This window comes from Mycolicibacterium sp. P4_G11, from assembly GCF_056555145.1.
This window is the reverse complement of sequence record NZ_JBFUJW010000016.1, coordinates 85,088-102,650: the sequence shown is the minus strand read 5'-3', so window position 1 is coordinate 102,650 and position 17,563 is coordinate 85,088. Positions and strand designations below refer to the sequence as shown.

Annotated in this window: 15 protein-coding genes and 1 other RNA gene; 4 read left to right on the top strand and 12 right to left on the bottom strand. The window is 68.1% G+C overall.

Annotated features, from left to right (window positions below; all coding sequences use genetic code 11):
- Positions 1 to 258: 258 nt before the first annotated feature.
- Complete coding sequence (locus tag AC1U2B_RS27815; RefSeq protein ID WP_480219317.1) at positions 259 to 690, top strand: DoxX family protein; 432 nt, start codon at positions 259 to 261, stop codon at positions 688 to 690.
- 42 nt (positions 691 to 732) lie between these two features.
- Positions 733 to 1,149: a DoxX family protein gene (locus tag AC1U2B_RS27810; RefSeq protein WP_043399687.1), complete on the top strand. Its 417-nt coding sequence runs from the start codon at positions 733 to 735 to the stop codon at positions 1,147 to 1,149.
- Here AC1U2B_RS27810 and AC1U2B_RS27805 read toward each other — a convergent pair whose 3' ends face one another.
- The 7 genes from AC1U2B_RS27805 to AC1U2B_RS27775 all read right to left on the bottom strand — a co-directional run bounded on the left by AC1U2B_RS27805 (position 1,150) and on the right by AC1U2B_RS27775 (position 11,698).
- Positions 1,150 to 2,004, bottom strand: coding sequence for a TIGR03619 family F420-dependent LLM class oxidoreductase (locus tag AC1U2B_RS27805; RefSeq protein ID WP_480219316.1), 855 nt, complete (start codon positions 2,002 to 2,004; stop codon positions 1,150 to 1,152).
- Positions 2,001 to 2,582: a PaaI family thioesterase gene (locus AC1U2B_RS27800; RefSeq protein ID WP_480219322.1), complete on the bottom strand. Its 582-nt coding sequence runs from the start codon at positions 2,580 to 2,582 to the stop codon at positions 2,001 to 2,003. The genes AC1U2B_RS27805 and AC1U2B_RS27800 overlap by 4 nt, the downstream gene beginning before the upstream one ends.
- 62 nt (positions 2,583 to 2,644) lie before the next feature.
- Entirely contained in the window at positions 2,645 to 5,605 is a 2,961-nt protein-coding gene (locus tag AC1U2B_RS27795; protein WP_480219315.1) for a bifunctional [glutamine synthetase] adenylyltransferase/[glutamine synthetase]-adenylyl-L-tyrosine phosphorylase, read from the bottom strand.
- Between the two features lie 28 nt (positions 5,606 to 5,633).
- The gene (glnA, locus tag AC1U2B_RS27790) at positions 5,634 to 6,977 is read right to left on the bottom strand and encodes a type I glutamate--ammonia ligase (RefSeq protein WP_043986488.1); all 1,344 of its coding nucleotides are present in this window, start codon (positions 6,975 to 6,977) and stop codon (positions 5,634 to 5,636) included.
- A gap of 82 nt (positions 6,978 to 7,059) precedes the next feature.
- Entirely contained in the window at positions 7,060 to 8,601 is a 1,542-nt protein-coding gene (locus tag AC1U2B_RS27785) for an alpha/beta hydrolase (RefSeq protein ID WP_480219314.1), read from the bottom strand.
- Positions 8,602 to 8,709: 108 nt separating this feature from the next.
- Positions 8,710 to 10,236 carry an alpha/beta hydrolase gene (locus AC1U2B_RS27780; RefSeq protein ID WP_480219313.1) on the bottom strand — a complete coding sequence of 509 codons (1,527 nt, stop codon included), beginning with the start codon at positions 10,234 to 10,236 and terminating at the stop codon, positions 8,710 to 8,712.
- A 58-nt stretch (positions 10,237 to 10,294) separates the two neighbouring features.
- Positions 10,295 to 11,698 carry a WS/DGAT/MGAT family O-acyltransferase gene (locus tag AC1U2B_RS27775; RefSeq protein WP_480219312.1) on the bottom strand — a complete coding sequence of 468 codons (1,404 nt, stop codon included), beginning with the start codon at positions 11,696 to 11,698 and terminating at the stop codon, positions 10,295 to 10,297.
- Between the two features lie 162 nt (positions 11,699 to 11,860).
- On the opposite strand from AC1U2B_RS27775, the gene panB reads away from it, so the two are divergent.
- Positions 11,861 to 12,706: a 3-methyl-2-oxobutanoate hydroxymethyltransferase gene (gene panB / locus AC1U2B_RS27770; protein WP_480219311.1), complete on the top strand. Its 846-nt coding sequence runs from the start codon at positions 11,861 to 11,863 to the stop codon at positions 12,704 to 12,706.
- Positions 12,707 to 12,767: 61 nt separating this feature from the next.
- On the opposite strand, the gene AC1U2B_RS27765 is transcribed toward panB, so the two are convergent.
- Positions 12,768 to 13,547 carry an enoyl-CoA hydratase/isomerase family protein gene (locus tag AC1U2B_RS27765; protein WP_480219310.1) on the bottom strand — a complete coding sequence of 260 codons (780 nt, stop codon included), beginning with the start codon at positions 13,545 to 13,547 and terminating at the stop codon, positions 12,768 to 12,770.
- 97 nt (positions 13,548 to 13,644) lie between these two features.
- On the opposite strand from AC1U2B_RS27765, the gene AC1U2B_RS27760 reads away from it, so the two are divergent.
- The gene (locus AC1U2B_RS27760) at positions 13,645 to 15,150 is read left to right on the top strand and encodes a CYTH and CHAD domain-containing protein (RefSeq protein ID WP_480219309.1); all 1,506 of its coding nucleotides are present in this window, start codon (positions 13,645 to 13,647) and stop codon (positions 15,148 to 15,150) included.
- 5 nt (positions 15,151 to 15,155) lie between these two features.
- On the opposite strand, the gene rnpB is transcribed toward AC1U2B_RS27760, so the two are convergent.
- From rnpB to AC1U2B_RS27740, 4 genes are all read right to left on the bottom strand, one after another.
- An RNA gene (rnpB, locus tag AC1U2B_RS27755) (RNase P RNA component class A) lies at positions 15,156 to 15,545 on the bottom strand.
- 25 nt (positions 15,546 to 15,570) lie between these two features.
- Positions 15,571 to 15,921: a hypothetical protein gene (locus tag AC1U2B_RS27750; RefSeq protein WP_480219308.1), complete on the bottom strand. Its 351-nt coding sequence runs from the start codon at positions 15,919 to 15,921 to the stop codon at positions 15,571 to 15,573.
- A 14-nt stretch (positions 15,922 to 15,935) separates the two neighbouring features.
- Positions 15,936 to 16,565 (bottom strand): class I SAM-dependent methyltransferase, encoded by a 630-nt coding sequence (locus tag AC1U2B_RS27745; protein WP_480219307.1) that lies wholly within the window; start codon positions 16,563 to 16,565, stop codon positions 15,936 to 15,938.
- Position 16,566: 1 nt separating this feature from the next.
- Entirely contained in the window at positions 16,567 to 17,532 is a 966-nt protein-coding gene (locus AC1U2B_RS27740) for an NAD(P)/FAD-dependent oxidoreductase (RefSeq protein WP_480219306.1), read from the bottom strand.
- Between the last annotated feature and the right edge of the window lie 31 nt (positions 17,533 to 17,563).

Below are 17,563 nucleotides of genomic sequence, written 5' to 3'. Positions count from 1 at the left end.
CCGTGGCGTGATACCGCCACCCCTGCTCGAACAACGCGACAACCGCACCACGCTGCCCCTCGGTCAACGAACTACGAGGATGCAAAAAAGTACTCCCCAGAACAAGGAACTGAACTTCTCAGTCCAACTTCTGGGGAGCACTTCAAACCGTGCGGTTCAGGGGGTTTTGACGTCTGCTCACCCAATACTTGGGCACGCAACCGTGACGGTCCGATAACGCCACCACCGAACATCGACCGCGAGTCGTACCGTCAGTTCATGACGACTCAACTGGACGCCCGGCTCACCGCGCAGTCCCCCGCTGTCATCAGCTTGTTCCGCGTCGTCATGGGGTTCCTCCTGACGATCCACGGCGCGCAGAAACTGTTCGCCTGGCCGGTCGGCATGCCGAACAAGGCCGGTGAGCTCGTCGGCGCCGCGGTCCCGGTGGGCACCTGGCCGTTCTGGTACGGCGGCCTCATCGAGTTCGTCGTCGGTCTGCTGATCCTGACGGGCTTGTTCACCCGGATCGCCGCCTTCGTCGCGTCGGGCGAGATGGCCTTCGCGTACTTCACCCAGCACCAGCCCAAGGGCCTGCTGCCCATCGAGAACGGCGGCGAGCTTGCGGTGCTCTACTGCTTCGCGTTCTTCCTGCTGGTGTTCATCGGCGGGGGTGCCTACGCGCTCGACGCGATGCGCCGAAAAGGCTGACGCACATCTGTGCCATGTCTCGCTGCCCCTTAGGATCGAGCAATGGCTCAGACTGACATCGAATCCCGGCTCGACGCTGTCGCCCCACTCGTACTGTCCGTTTTCCGGATCGTCATCGGTTTCCTGTTCACGGTGCACGGTGTCACCACGTTGTTCAAGTGGCCTGTCGACACCAATCCCGGTGTGGCCGCACCGGCATTCGGCAGTTTCCCGGGCTGGTATGCCGGCGCGATCGAGCTGATCGTCGGGGTCCTGCTCGTCACGGGCCTGGCCACCCGCATCGCCGCCTTCATCGGTTCCGGCGAGATGGCTTTCGCCTACTTCATGGCTCACCAGCCGCAGGGTCTGCTACCCATCGCAAACGGCGGCGAGCCCGCCGTGCTCTACTGCTTCTCGCTGTTCCTGCTGGTGTTCACCGGCGGTGGTGCCATCGGCCTCGACGCGCTACGCAAACGCTAGCTAGAGGCCCAGGTCCGCGCGAAAGCGCTTGAGTCCGTCGATCTTCTCGGCCAGTGTGGCCGACGGACCGCTGTAGAACATCCACGGCATCGTGATGTTGCCGGTGATGCCGGCCTGCTCGGCGCGCGCGAAATGCTCCGGCAGGTAGGCGTCGGCCAGCGGCGTCAGGATCTCGAAACCTTCAAGCGGCAAGCCGTTTTCGGCGCGTATCTCGCGCACCCGCGTCGCCGCGGTGATGGCTTGGTCAGTGGTGATCAGGTCGCCGATCCAGCCGTCGTTGCGCGCCGCGCGGCGCAGCGCGATCTCGCTGAGTCCGCCGACGTAGATGGGCACCCGCGGCGGCGTCGGCTCCATTTCCAGCCGCGGCACCTGGTAGAACTCGCCGTCGAACGACGTCCACCCCGGCTGCCACAGCTGCCGGATCAACTCCAGCATCTCGTCGGTGCGCTTGCCGCGGCGCTCGAAAGCCTGCCCCATCAAGGCGAATTCGTCGGCGCACCAGCCCACGCCGACACCGAATTCGACGCGGCCGCCCGACAGACAGGCCGCGGTCCCGACCGATTTCGCCACCGAGAACGGGTCGCGCATGCCGGGGATGTACACCGTCGTCACGAATTTCACCCGGCTCGTCACCTGCGCCAGCGCGCCGACCAGCACCCACGGGTCCGGCCAGTGCGTGAACGGCTGCCAGCGCCGCTGCCCGTCGGGCGTGTACGGGTAGGGCGTGCTCAGCGTCTCCAGGTTCACCACGTGGTCCGGGATCGCGATGCCGTCGTAGCCGAGTTCGTCCGCGGCCCGGGCGATCTCGACCAGCTCACCGACATCCAAAAAGGCCAGGCTGACGTAGAACTTCACTCGCGCGCCCAGGACGGCCGGATGAAGATACCGTCGGCCTCGACGCTGACGCCGTCGACATCGGACAGCGTGCCGCGGGCGAATGTCTTGACGCCGTCGACGCGGTCGATCCAGGCCTCGGCCCGTACCGGCCCCTGTTTGGTGCCCCGCACGTAGCGCAGCGTGATGGTTCCGGTGAAGTGGGGCTTCGTCAGCCCGTCACTGGCCGCTTCGCCGAGAATGTGGTCGAGCACCAGGGCGCAGATGCCACCGTGCACCAGGCCGGGTGGTCCTTCATAGGGTAGGCCGAGTTCGAACTCGGCCCAGCACCGCCGGCCTTCCCCTTCGCCATCTTCGTGGATGATCTCCATCGGCGGCGAGATCGCATTACGCACGCCCACAGCAGGATTCGTGTAGGCCAGCGGGCGTCCCGTTTCCTCGTGCCGCAACGTCGAGGTGGTGACGCGTTGCACCGCGGTGAGCCGCTCGGTGACCGCTTCGATCGCGGCCTGCGCCTCGGCGATGGTGGCCTCGTCGACACCGGTCCGGATGCCCGCGTCGATCAACTTGCGCACCGCTTCGGTGAATGGCCGGTACATCGCCAGCTGTCGCTCGTATTCCGCACCGCTGATCGAGTCGACCGGGAAATCACTCACGTTGCTTACTCCCCAAACACCTTGCGTACCACCGTTTTGGCACGACGAGTCACCCGCAGGTAGTTGTCCAGGAATTCGCTGCCATCGCCGCTCGGCCACCCGGCGGCCACCGCGACGGCGTTGAGCTGACGGCCCGGCCCGGGCAACTGGTCGGTCGGCTTGCCGCGGACCAGCACCAGCGCGTTGCGCGCGCGGGTGGCGGTCAGCCAGGCCTGGCGCAGTGTGTCCGCTTCGTCGCCCTCGATCAGCTGCGCCGCCTCGATGGCATCGAGCGCTTCCAGCGTCGAGGTGTTGTGCAGAGTGGGAACCTTGTGCGCGTAACGCAATTGGAGCAGCTGCACGGTCCACTCCACGTCGGCCAGGCCACCGCGGCCCAACTTGGTGTGGGTGTTCGGGTCCGCGCCGCGGGGCAGCCGCTCGGCGTCGACCCGGGCCTTGATGCGGCGGATTTCGCGCACCGTATCCGCCGACACACCATCGGCCGGGTACCGCGTGCGGTCGACCATCAGCAGGAAGCGCTCGCCGAGTTCCAGATCCCCGGCCACCCGGTGTGCCCGCAGCAGGGCCTGAATCTCCCACGGCTGCGCCCACTGCGCGTAGTACTGCTCGTACGACGCCAAAGTCCGTACCAGAGAGCCATTTCGGCCTTCCGGACGCAATCCCGCGTCAACCTCGAGCGGTGGATCGCTACTGGGCTGCCCCAACAAGGTCCGCACCTGTTCGGCCACCCCGATTGCCCAACGGACCGCAGCGGACTCATCGGCTGCGCCCGCGCCTTCCGTGGGTTCACACACGAACATCACGTCCGCGTCGGACCCGTAGCCCAGTTCGCCACCGCCGAGCCGGCCCATCCCGATGACGGCGATGCGCGCCAACGGACCGTCGGTGCTCGAGTTCGCGCGGATCACCACTTCCAGCGCGGCCTGCAGCACCGCAACCCACACCGAGGTCAGCGCCCGGCAGACGTCGACCACCGGGAGCAGGCCCAGCAGGTCAGCCGAGGCGACCCGCGCCAGTTCCCGGCGGCGCAGGGTGCGCGCCGCGGCGATGGCCCGGGCGGGGTCTGGATGCCGGCCGGCCGAGGCGACCAGCGCGCGGAACACCGCATCCGGTTCCACGTCAAGCAGTTTCGGACCCTGCGGACCGTCGGCGTATTGCCGGATGACCTCCGGCGCCCGCAGCAGCAGATCGGGCACATAGGCCGAAGTGCCGAGCACCCGCATCAGCCGCTTGGCGACGGCGCCCTCGTCGCGCAGCGTGGACAGGAACCAGCGCTGGTCCCCCAGTTCCTCGCTGATGCGCCGGTACGCCAGCAGGCCCGCGTCCGGGTCCGGGGTGTCCGACAGCCAGTCCAGCAGCGTCGGCAGCAGCACCTGCTGCACGGTGCCGCGGCGACCGCTGGAACTGGTCAGCGCGGCCAGGTGGGTCAGCGCGCTCTGCGGTCCTTCGTAACCGAGTGCGGCCAACTGTCTTTCGGCCGCGGCGGTGGTCAGCCCCGGGCCGAACTGGTTGCCCACTTCCAGCAGTGGCTGATAGAAGAGCTTCGCGTGCAGACGGGACACCCGCGTGTTCTGCCGCCTCAGGTCCTCGCGCAGGACCCCGAGTGCGTCGTGCTGTCCGTCGGGCCGGATGTGCGCCGCCCGTGCCAGCCAGCGCCACGCCTCGTCGTCCCCCTCCTCGGGCAACAGGTGGGTGCGCTTGAGCCGCTGCAGTTGCAGCCGGTGCTCCAGCAGCCGCAGAAATTCATAGGACGCAGTGAGATTCGCGGTGTCGTCGCGGCCGATGTAACCGCCGGAGCCGAGTGCCGCCAACGCGTCTACGGTCGAGGCGACGTGCAGCGAATCATCGTTGCGGCCGTGCACCAGTTGCAGCAGCTGGACCGCGAACTCGACGTCCCGCAGACCGCCTTTGCCCAGTTTCAGTTCCCGCGTACGCACCCCGGCGGGCACCAGTTCCTCGACGCGGCGGCGCATGGCCTGCACGTCGGGCACGAAATCCTCACGGTCACAAGCGGTCCAAACCATCGGCATCAGTGCGTCGATGTACTGCTCACCCAGCTCCGGGTCGCCCACCGCAGCCCTGGCCTTCAAAAGTGCCTGGAATTCCCAGGTTTTCGCCCACCGCTGGTAGTAGGCGACATGCGACTCCAGGGTGCGGACCAGCTGACCAGCTTTACCCTCGGGTCGCAGTGCCGCGTCGACCTCGAAGAAGGTCTCGCCGGCGAACCGCATCATCTCGCCGGCCACCCTGGTGGTCATCGAGTCGGCCGCCTCGGCCACGAAGATGACGTCGACGTCGCTGACGTAATTCAGTTCGCGCGCACCGCATTTGCCCATCGCGATGACTGCGAGCCGCGGACCGGGATCGTCGCCGCACACGGTTCGGGTCGCGACGACCAGCGCCGCGCCGAGCGCCGCGTCGGCGAGGTCCGACAGGTGCTCCCCCACGGTGACGTACGGCAGCACCGGTTCGTTCTCGACCGTGGGCGCGACGTCCAGCGCCGCCAACACGAGGATCCGGTCGCGGTAGTAGGTCCGCAGCACGTGCGAAGCCCCTGCGGTACCGGCGACTTCGGCCGCCAACCGCTCGAAGTCGTCCAGCAGTTCGGCGCGGGACGGGAGCGTGACGTCGCCGTGCAGCAGGCGCCACGAAAGGGGGTGCGCCACCAGGTGATCGCCCAGGGCCAGCGATGACCCCAGCACGGCGAACAGCCGGCCCCGCAGGGACGTGTCGGTCACCAGTAGTGCGCTCAGCTCGGCCCAGTCGGCTTCGAGGGCGTCGGCAATGCGCACCATGGCGCGCAGCGCGCTGTCGGCGTCCGGGGCGCGCGACAGCGACCACAACAACGCCACGTGTGCGTCGGTGTTCCAGCCGAGCCGATCCAGGTCCGCCCGGGCTGTCGGCGCCACCAACCCGAGCCGGCCGACGCTGGGCTGCGTGGGGCGCTGCGTCGAGGGGTTGGGCACTACCCGACGTTAGCGCACTGTCATGCCGTTACAGCGACAGGTATTCCTTGAGTTCGAACGGTGTCACGTGGCTGCGGTAGGTCTCCCACTCCGCGCGCTTGTTGCGCAGGAAGTAGTCGAAGACGTGCTCTCCCAACGCCTCGGCGACGAGTTCGGACTTCTCCATCTCCGCCAGCGCCACACCCAGGCTGCCGGGCAGTTCCTTGTAGCCCATCGCGCGACGTTCCTCGGACGTCAGGTTCCAGACGTTGTCCTCTGCCTGCGGCCCGAGCTCGTAGCCCTTCTCGATGCCGCGCAGGCCGGCGGCCAGCAGCACCGCGAAGGCCAGGTACGGGTTGCATGCCGAGTCGGGGCTGCGCACCTCGATGCGGCGCGACGAGGCCTTGCGCGGCGTGTACATCGGAACTCGGACCAGCGCCGAGCGGTTGGCCGCACCCCACGAAGCGGCGGTCGGGGCCTCGCCGCCGTGCACCAGCCGCTTGTAGGAGTTCACCCACTGGTTGGTGACGGCGCTGATCTCGCTGGCGTGCGTCAGGATGCCGGCGATGAAGGACTTGGCGACGTCCGACAGCTGCAGCGGATCGTCGGCGCTGTGGAAGGCGTTGGTCTCGCCCTCGAACAGGCTCATGTGGGTGTGCATCGCCGAGCCGGGGTACTGGCTGAACGGCTTGGGCATGAAGGTGGCGCGCACGCCTTCGTTGAGCGCGACTTCCTTGACCAGGTAGCGGAAGGTCATGACGTTGTCGGCCATCGACAGGGCGTCGGCGTAGCGCAGGTCGATCTCCTGCTGGCCGGGTGCGCCCTCGTGGTGGCTGAACTCCACCGAGATGCCCATCGACTCCAGCGCGTCGATGGCGTGCCGGCGGAAGTTGGGCGCCGAATCGTGCACGGCCTGGTCGAAGTAGCCGCTGTTGTCGGCCGGCACCGGCACCGAGCCGTCATTGGGGCCGGGCTGCAGCAGGAAGAACTCGATCTCCGGGTGCACGTAGCAGGAGAAGCCCAGATCGCCGGCCTTGGACAGCTGACGACGCAGCACATGGCGCGAATCCGCCCAGGACGGCGAACCGTCGGGCATGGTGATGTCGCAGAACATGCGAGCCGAGTAGTGCTTGCCGGCGCTCTTGGTGGTCCACGGCAGCACCTGGAAAGTGGACGGATCAGGACGCGCCACCATGTCGGCTTCCGAGACCCGGGCAAAGCCCTCGATCGCGGATCCGTCGAAGCCGATGCCCTCCTCGAAGGCGCCTTCCAGCTCGGCCGGCGCGATCGCCACGGACTTGAGGTATCCGAGCACGTCCGTGAACCACAGCCGGACAAAACGGATGTCGCGTTCCTCCAGCGTGCGCAGCACGAATTCCTTCTGGCGATCCATGTCCGCAGCGTAGGCAGCGGCTGTTAAATCCGTGTTACCAAGTGGACTCTGTTCGGCATGTATCACCGGTGAGACGCTGTGGTCAGCACCGCAATCCCGCCGCCGGCAGCACCGACTGGGTCAGGAACGCCACCACGGCCGTGTCTACGCACCGGTCGCCGTTGAACACCACGGTGTGCTGGGTGCCCTCATAACTGATCAGCGAGGCGCCGAGTTCGCGCGCCAGGTTCACGCCGGCCTGGTACGGCGTGGCCGGGTCATGCGTGGTGGATACGACGATGACCTTGCCCGGACCGGGCGACGCCGGCGCGTGCGGACGGGACGTCGCGGGCACCGGCCACATGGTGCACACGTCGCGCGGCGCGTAGCCGGTGAATTGGCCGTAGCTCATGAACGGTGCCAGCTGGCGCGCCCGTTGGTCGGCTGCCGCCCACGTCGCGGAATCGGTCGGGAACGGCGCGTCGACGCACCGGATCGCGGTGAACGCGTCCTGCAGCGGCGCGTAGTGACCGTTCTGATCACGGTGCTGATAATCGTCGGCCAGCAGCAGCAGGTCGCCGGCGTCGCCGCCGCGCTGCAGGCCGAGCAGCCCGCTGGTCAGGAACTTCCAGTACTTCTTCGTGTAGAGCGCGTTGATGGTGCCGGTGATCGCGTCGGAGTAGCTCAGGCCACGCGGATCGGACGTCAAGCCCGGGCGCACGGCGAGCGGATTGACCAACTGCTGGTACCGCGCCACGAACTGCGTCGGGTCGGTGCCCAGCGGGCAGCCGGGCGCCTGCGCGCAGTCCGCCGCATAGTCGTTGAAAGCCGTTTGGAATCCGGCCAATTGGAGCAGGTTCTCGGTGACCGGGTCCGCGTTGGGGTCGACGGCGCCGTCGAGCACCATCGCCCGCACCCGGTCCGGGAACCGTTCGGCGTACGCCGCACCCAGCTCGGTGCCGTACGAGAAGCCCAGATAGTTGATCTGCGGCTCTCCGAGCGCGGCCCGGACCACGTCCATATCCCTTGCCGCCGAAGCGGTTCCGACGTTGGCGAGGAAGCTGCTGCCCATCTGCTGCAGGCAGTCCTGGGCCGTGCGGCGGCTGACTGCTTCGATGTGCGCCACCCCGGCCGGGCTGTAATCGACCATCGGATCCCGGCGATTGGCATCGAATTCGGCGTCGCTGCGGCACCGCAGTTGCGGCGTCGAATGCCCCACGCCGCGCGGATCGAAGCCGACCAGATCGAAGCTGCGGCCGATCTCGGTATCGGCCAGGACGGAGCCCATACCCGCGACGGTATTGACGGCCGACGCACCCGGACCGCCGGGATTGACCAGCAGGACACCCAGTCGTTGACCCGAGGCCGGGACCCGGATGACGGCCAGCTTCGCTTGCGGCCCTTGCGGATCCGCGTAATCGACGGGGACGCTGATGTTGGCGCACCGCGCCGTCGGCAGATCCGTGGTGTCACCGATGAACGGCTCGCAACCACTCCAGGCCGGCGCCTGTTCGTAGTAGGACTGCAGGGATTCGGGGGCCGCGTGCGCGACCGATCCCGGTGCGGCGCTGATGGCCACCAGCAATCCGACGACCCCTACCGCACACCGTCGTCCTCGACTGCCCGCCCGCAACATGGCAAACATGGTCGCACGGCGCACAGCCGAGTCGAAGCCTGGCCGGGGAGGGAGACAACCCGGCAATCAGACGGTGACCAAACAGTTATCTTGCGACGGCACTCGGCATTTCGCGACTCAGCATTTCGCGCCGGCGTCGGGCAGGGTCCCGTTGACCAGATAGCTGCTGGCATGGTCGTCGACGCAGCTGTTGCCCTGGAACACCACGGTGTGCTGGGTGCCGTCGAACGTCAGCAGACTGCCACCGAGTTCCTTGGCCAGGTCCACGCCGGCCTTGTACGGCGTGGCCGGGTCGTGAATCGTCGACACCACCAGCGGCGGGGCCAGGTCCTTGACCGAAATCTCGTGCGGCTTCGACGTCGGGGGCACCGGCCAGAACGCGCAGGTGCCCAGCGGGGCGTCGCCGGTGAACTGGCCGTAGCTCATGAAGGGCGCCACCTCGCGGGTGCGCTTGTCCTCCGCGATGACCTTGGTGCGGTCGGTGATCGGCGGCTCGTCGACGCAGTTGACCGCCACCCGGGCGTCGGTCGAGTTGTCGTAGTGGCCATCGGAATCGCGGCCCATGTAGGCGTCGGCGAGCCGCAGCATGATGTCGCCGTGGCCTTCCTTGAGCTCGGTGAGGCCCGCGGTGAGGTCCTTCCACATGGCCGGCGAGTAGAGCGGCAGGATGGTGCCGACCAACGCATCGCTGTAGCTCAGACCACGCGGATCCTTTGTGGCAGCGGGCTTTTGGACCAGCGGGTCGACCAGGCTGTGGTAGACGTCGTTGACCTTGGCCGGGTCGGTGCCCAGCGGGCAGTCCGGGCTGGTCGCGCAGTCGGCGGCGTAGTTGTTGAACGCGGTCTGGAACGCGGCCGCCTGGTTGATGTCGGCTTCGATCGGATCGGCGTTGGGGTCGACGGCGCCGTCGAGGATCATCGAGCGCACCTTGTCCGGGTAGTCCTCGGCGTACTGGGCGCCGATGCGGGTGCCGTACGAGTAACCCAGGTAGGTCAGCTTGTCGTCGCCGAGCGCGGCCCGGATGGCATCCAAATCCTTGGCGACGTTGGCGGTTCCGACGTTCTCGAGGAAGTCCTTGCCCATCTTGTCGACGCAGCGCTGCACGAACGCCTTGGTCTCGGATTCGATGTGTGCGACACCGGCCGGCGAGTAGTCGACCTGCGGGTCGGCGCGCTGCCGGTCATTGTCGGCATCGGAGTTGCACCACACCGCGGGCTTGGAGGACCCGACGCCGCGGGGGTCGAAGCCGACGAGGTCGAAGCGCTGCCGCACCGAGTCGGGAATGTTGTTGAGCAACGACACTGCCGCGCTGACGCCCGACTCCCCCGGACCGCCGGGGTTGATCACCAGGGAACCGATCTTGTCGCCGGTCGCCTTGATCCGCAGCAACGCCAGCTGCGCGACATCGCCGTCGGGCTTGCTGTAGTCGACGGGCACCGACAGCATCGCGCATTCGGCCCCCTTGGGAATGCGCGACTGCGAGTCCGGGGACGTGGTCTGGCACGGCGACCACTGCAGGGGCGCGCCCGGCTTCGGCACCGCGCGGATGGCGCGCCCGTCGATCACCGTGCTGCAGCCCGTCGCGAGCACCAGGACCATTGCCAGTCCCGATGCGCAGGCGAGACTCCCCCGTCTGAGGTTCATGGTCGACCATGGTGCCATGTGCCCAGGTCTGACCTGATGAGGGCGTTGCCGCGCGCCGTCATGCGGTGGCGGCAGCAACCAGCTCGTCCAACTCGGTGGCGAATTCGTCGGCCATGGCCCACAGGTCCGGAACCAGCTCCGGGCACGAGATCAGGCCGACGTCGAGCGTGCCGTTCAGCGACATCACGGTGATGTTCAACCCGGAGCCGTGGAACAGCGGGCCCAGCGGGTACATCGCCTTGACCTCGGCGCCCAGCATGTACAGCGGATCCTGCGGACCGGGCACGTTCGAGACGACGAGGTTGTGCACCGGCTTGGCCTCGGCCAGTTTGGTCACCGCGAGCACCCGCATCGCCGCGCCGAACACCGACGGTGCGGCGAACTGCGACCAGTCCTGCAACAGCGTCGCACTGATCGCCGAACTGTGTTGTTTGGCAACTGTGCTCGAGTCGGCGATGGCGCGCAGCCGCTCGGCCGGGTCCTCGATGGTGGTCTCCAATTTGGAGAACATGCCGGATACCTGGTTGCGGCCGGGGCGGTCGGATTTCCCGTGCACCGACACCGGGCACATGGCCACCAGGGTGGACTCCGGCAGCGCGTCCCGCTCCAGCAGGTAGCGCCGCAGCGCGCCGGACACCAACGCCAGCACCACGTCGTTGACCTTGACGTGGAAGTGGTTCTTGACGGTCTTGATGTCGTCGAGGTCCAGCTGGGCGAACGCCACATTGCGGTGCCCGGTGACGTTGACGTTGAACGCGGTCTTCGGCGCGGCGAACGGCGCCGCCATGGTCAGGCCCTTCGCGGCGCGGCGGACGGTGTCGATGACGCTGGTCGCCGTCGAGGGCAGCACATTGGCCAGCTTGAGCGGGCGGCTGAAGTACTTGACCGCGCCGCCGACCGCGATCTCGAGCTCGGAGGCGGTGCCGCTGCCCACGACGGGCTCGGGCGCCGGTGCGTCAGGTTCGAGGGTGCACAGCTGCGACATCAGGTTGGCGCCGGTGACGCCGTCGATTCCCGCGTGGTGCATCTTGACCATGACGGCCAGCCGGCCGCCGTTGTGAGCGTCGGTGCCCGCGATGTTCTCGATCACCCACATCTCCCACAGCGGGCGGCTGCGGTCGAGCTGCAGTGCCGCGATGTGCCCGCAGATCTCGGCGAGCTCGGTACGGCCGCCCGGGGCGGGCAGCCCGATCCGGTGCAGGTGCCGGTCGATGTCGAAATCCGGGTCCTCGACCCATACGGGGTGGTCGAGATTCAGCGGCGAGTCCGCCAGCTTCTCGCGGAACTCGGGCATGGCCGCGATGCGCTCGCCGAGCATCTGCCGCATCTTGTCGAAGGTGTAGCCACCCGGGATGGTCGCGGCATCCAGTTCCAGCACCGAGCACACATGCAGGGGCTGAACCGCCGTTTCCAGATAGAGGAAGCTGGCGTCGAGGCCGCTGAGCCGTTGGTATCCGGGCATGGGCGTGATCGTAGGCGGCCGTCTTGAACCAATGTGAGGCATTCCACTTCACGTGTCGTTCACCTTCGGGGTCTGGTGGTGGCAGACTTGACCCCGTCATACGTCCCGGGGACCCGATTTGGGCCTCGAGGTTCGAACCGACCAACACATTTGAGGACGACGATGTCTGATCAGCTTTACGGCGCTGCCCCGGAGTCTGCCTGTACGACCCCGCGCACCAAGGTCCGCACTCACCACCTGGCGAAATGGAAGGCCGAAGGCCACAAGTGGGCGATGCTCACGGCCTACGACTACTCCTCCGCCCGCATTTTCGATGACGCCGAGATTCCAGTACTGCTGGTCGGCGATTCCGCGGCCAACGTGGTCTACGGCTACGACACCACGCTGCCCATCACTATCGACGAGCTGATCCCCCTGGCCCGCGCGGTCGTCAAGGGTGCCCCGCACGCGCTGGTGGTCGCCGACCTGCCGTTCGGCAGCTATGAGGCCGGCCCGCAGCAGGCGCTCGCCACGGCGACCCGCTTCATGAAGGAAACCGGTGCCCACGCGGTCAAGCTGGAGGGCGGTGAGCGGATGGTCGAGCAGATCGCCGCACTGACCCGGGCCGGCGTCCCCGTCGTGGCCCACATCGGCTTCACCCCGCAGAGCGTCAACGGGCTGGGCGGTTTCCGCGTCCAGGGCCGTGGCGATGCCGGTGACCAGACCATCCACGACGCCATCGCGGTGGCCGAGGCCGGCGCGATCGCCGTGGTGCTCGAGATGGTGCCGGCCGAGCTGGCCACCCAGATCACCGGCAAGCTGACCATCCCGACCGTCGGCATCGGCGCCGGCGCCAACTGCGACGCGCAGGTGCTGGTGTGGCAGGACATGGCCGGTATGACGAGCGGCAAGACGGCGAAGTTCGTCAAGCGCTTCGGTGATGTCGGGGCCGAATTGGGCCGCGCCGCACGGCAATACGCCGCCGAGGTGGCCTCGAGCGTGTTCCCCGCCGAGGAGCACTCCTACTGAGCGCGACGGTGAGGGCTGTGCACGCAAATCCGTGAAGTTGCGTGCACAGCCCTCACACTCGTCAGGCGAATTCCGGCTTGCGCTTGCCGACGAAAGCGCCGACGCCCTCTTTGCCGTCGGCCGACGACGCACACTTGGCGATCAGCCGGCCTTCGCGCTCGAGCTGGGTCTCGTAGTCGGCGCCCCAGGTGGTCAGCAGCAGCTGCTTGACCGCGGCGTTCGAACCACCGGCCTGCGTGGCGACCTCGGCCGCCAGGGCGTCCAGCGCGGCGGGCAGCTCGGCGTCGGGCACGACGCGCGTGATCAGGCCCCAGTCGGCGGCCTCGGCCGCGGTGAGCACACGGTTGGTGATCATCAGTTCCTGGGTGCGTCGCAGGCCGATCAGCCGCGGCAGCACGTACGACGATCCGCCGTCTGGGCTCAGGCCGGCCTTGGTGTACGCCATGGTGAACGACGCGGACTCGGCGGCGAGCACCAGATCACCGGACACACCCAGCGGGAAGCCCGCGCCGGCGGCGACGCCGTTGACGGCGGTGATCAGCACAGCGTCCATGCGGGCGAAGGTGGACATGGCGCGATGCAGATCGTCGGCCATGCCTTTCACGAACACACCCGGGTCAGCGGCGGCAGCCATCGCCTTGAGGTCGCCGCCGGCGCAGAAGAATCGGCCACCACCGGTCAGGGTGACGACCTTCACCGCGGGCGTATCGCACAGCGCAGCTGCCACCGCCAGGTCGCGGGTGAGGACGTCGTTCATGCCGTTGGCCGCCTCGGGCCGGTCGAGCACGATATTCACGACGGCGCCGGACTGGGCGAACTTCAGTGTCTCGAATTCGGTCACGGGTCAAGACGTTATCGGCAGCCGGTCGCGCACTGCGATGTGGCACGCTAATGGCAGCGTTGGTACTGCCCGTCCCGGGTCGCAAACGAAGGTGAACATGGCCGCTGGCAAGCGTAAACCGTCCCGCCACACCGAGATTGAACGCAAGTTCGCGGTGGTCGACAGCACGGTATCCCCGTCGTTCGACGGCTTGTCCGCCGTCAGCCGGGTCGAGCAGCTGCCCGTCGCGCACCTGGACGCGGTGTACTTCGACACCCCGAACCACGATCTCGCGGCACACAAGATCACCTTGCGCCGCCGCACCGGCGGCACCGACGCGGGCTGGCACCTGAAGCTGCCCGCCGGCGCCGACGCGCGCACCGAGGTCCGGCTGCCGATCACCGCAGCGCGCGAGAGCGTGCCCGAGGAACTGCGCGACATCGTGCTGGCCATCGTTCGCGACCGCTCGCTGCAGCCCGTCGCGCGGATCGAAACCGAGCGCACCGTCTCCATGCTGCACGCGCCCGACGACACCGAGCTGGCCGAGTTCTGCGACGACCGGGTGACCGCCACCGCGGGCGAGTCGCTGCAGAACTGGCGCGAGTGGGAGCTGGAACTGGTCGGTGCCGGTTCGGAGGGCGCGGACTCGGGTGCCGAGCTGCTCGACCGGCTGGCCAACCGGCTCTTCGACGCGGGCGCGGAACCGGCCGGGCACGGGTCGAAGCTGGCCAAGGTCCTCGCGGCGGCCCGGGGCGAGGACGCGCCGGAGCCATCCCCCGAGCCGACGGACAAGGTGCACCGCGCCATCGCGGCGCACGTGTCCGAACTGATCGACTGGGATCGCGCGGTGCGTGCCGACACCTTCGATTCGGTGCACCAGATGCGGGTCACCATCCGCAAGATCCGCAGCCTGCTGCAGGAGACGGGCGATCTGGGCGACCGCGAGTGGGTGCTCGAGGAGCTGAAGCTGCTGGCCGGGATTCTGGGCACGGCGCGTGATGCCGAGGTGCTCGCCCAGCGGTACGAAGAAGCGTTGAAGGGACTCGCACCGGAGCTGGTTCGCGGGCAGGTGCACGAGCGGCTGGTCGACGGTTCGCAGCGGCGCTACCAGTCCGGGCTGCGGCGGTCGCTCACGGCCATGCGCTCGGAGCGGTACTTCCGGCTGCTCGACGCACTCGACGCGATCGTCGTCGACAACACCCAGCCGGCCGCCGCCGACGAGGACGCGCAGCCGGTGACGGTCACCGGCGCCTACCGCCGGGTCCGCAAGTCGGTGCGGCGGGCCGAGGCCGCGGAGGCTGCCGGCGCCGAGGACAGTGAGGAGGCGCTGCACCGGATTCGCAAGGGCGCCAAGCGTCTTCGCTACACCGCCGCCGCCATGGGCGAGTCGAAGGTGGCCGACTGCGCCAAGGACATCCAGACGCTGCTGGGCGATCATCAGGACAGTTACGTCAGCCGCGGACATCTGGTGCAGCAGGCCGAGGCCGCCCACGCCGCCGGCGAGGACACCTTCACGTACGGCATCCTGCATCAGCAGGAGGCGGAGGTCGCCGAGTACGCCCGGCTGCAATTGGATGCCTCGCTCAAGGCGCTGGCCCGCGCGATGCGCAAGGTGAAGAGGTAGCGGGGCGGACGAGCTGGCCTCTAAGCCGGATTCTGTTCCCCGCCACCATCACTGGTGGCGAGGCGGCGACCATCCATCTGGGTACACCGTCGCCGGGTACCTCGAGCGGCCTACCCGCAGGCTCGGGCGAGCAGCCCTCGGGCACCTGCGCAACCGCAACCAGGTTGCGGCCTTCTTGGCCTTGCTTCGGGTGGGGTTTACCTAGCCACTCCGGTCACCCGGAATGCTGGTGCGCTCTTACCGCACCGTTTCACCCTTACCGTCTTGCGACGGCGGTCTGTTTTCTGTGGCACTGTCCCGCGAGTCACCTCGGATTGCCGTTAGCAATCACCCTGCTCTGTGAAGTCCGGACTTTCCTCGAAACCTCTCGGTCCCGCGGCCGCCCGGCCAACTCGTCCGCGCCGATACCATATCAGCTGGTCAGAGCGCCGCGACCAGCGAGTCCAGGACGACGATCGCGCCGTACGCCAAGAGCACCTGTTTCAGCCATCGCGGCCCGTCGCGGCGGGTGCGGGCGACAGCCAGGCCGATGCCGAGGACCACGATCACCGGCACCGTGATGGCCCACTCGGACCACACCTGCCGCGGCCCGTACATCAGTAGCGCGGCAGCCGGTCCCAGCGACCAGTCACCGGAGGTGGCCAATGAGTTGCCCATGGCGTCGGTCAGAAGGTGGACCGCCTTGACGCTGCCCAACAACAGGCACAGGCAAGCGGTCACCAGCAGCATCGACTCGGCAACCAGCCGGATGTCGAGCCGGTGCTTGACCACCTGGTGACCTCCGATCAGGGCGTGCGGCGCAGGACAATCAGATTGTCCCGCAAAACGGCGGATTCGCCAGCAGGGCTGATCGCCTCGCGTTCCAGCGTACCGACGTGTTCCGTGTGCCAGCCGTCGTCCGCCAGACCGAGCTCGGCGACGACCTCGTCCGCGGACTGAAAGTGGTGGTCATGGATGTGTTTCGAGGCCCAGGGCGGCGCCTCACCGTGGTCGACGATCAGCAGTGTGCCGCCCGGTGCGACGGCAGCTGACGCGTGCTGCAGTATTTGCCGGCGCTCCAGATGAACCGTGGAATGCAGGAACTGCGCCGACACCAGATCGAAGCTGCCCGCCGGGAAGCTGTGGGACAGATCGTGGTGCTGGAAGTCGATGCGCTCGGCCACTCCCCTGTCCGCGGCCGCGGCGCGGGCCCGATCGAGGGCATTGGTGGCGATGTCGACCGCCACCACCTGCCAGCCCGCGGTGGCCAGCCAGATCGCGTCGGCACCTTCGCCGCATCCCAGGTCGAGAGCGCGGCCCGGGGTCAGGCCGCCGGCGACCGTCGCGAGATGGGCGTTGACCCGTCCGCTCCACATCTGCGGCTTCTCGGCGTACCGGCCTTCCCAGTGTTCCTGCGGTGTTTCAGTCGCGGACATATCAATCCTCCTGCTGATCGAAGACGGGCCAGGGCATGACGGGTAGGCCGAACTGGTCGTGCAGCAGACTCTGCACGATGGCCGCGGCGGCTGCGGAACCGGCGGCGATCGCCGACGCCACCTGGGGCATCTGCGCGCAGACGTCGCCCGCGGCGAAGACGCCGGGAACCGAGGTGCGGTTGATCTGGTCGACCATCACCGCGTCGACGACGGCCGGGCCGGGCGGCGCGATCCGCACGCCGAGTTGCGCCGCCAGGTCGGTACGCTGCCGCAGCGCGCTGGCGACCAGCACGCCCTGGCGCTTCAACTCGTCACCGTCGGCGAACACCACGGATGCCAATGTGCCATCGTGCGAGGCGAATTCGATGATCTTGCGGTCGTCAACGCGCACACCGACGGCGGTCAGCGCGCGGTATTGGTCGTCGTCCAGACCGGAGGGGCCGTTGGTCACGACGACGATGTCGTCGGTCCAGCCCCGCAGCATCAGCGCCATGTGCACTGCCCGGTCCCCGTCTGCGAGGACAGCCAGCGCCTGGTCGCGCGCTTCCCAGCCGTGGCAGAACGGGCAGTGAAAGACCGAGCGGCCCCAGTGCTCGTCCAATCCTGGGATGTCGGTGGTCTCGTACTGCATGCCACCGGCCAGCAGTATCCGCTGCGCGTGGTGCACGGAGCCGTCGGCGAGTTCCAGTCGGAACGTGGGGCCGTCGTCCGTGGTGGCGCCGGTGACCTGACCGTCGATGACCTGCACGGACGGATACTCGGCGAGTTCGCGGCGGCCGTCGGCGTAGAGGTCGGCCGGCGGCCGCCCGTCGTGGCCCAGCAGTCCCCCGATGCCGTGTGCCGCGCGGTTACTCTGCTCGCCGGCGTCGATGACCAGCGTGCGGCGGCGGGCGCGGCCGAGCACCAATGCGGCGCTCAGTCCCGCCGCCCCGCCACCGACGATGGCGCATTCCCATTCGTTGTTCATGACACCGACCTTGCCGGGTGGTGCCGAAAAT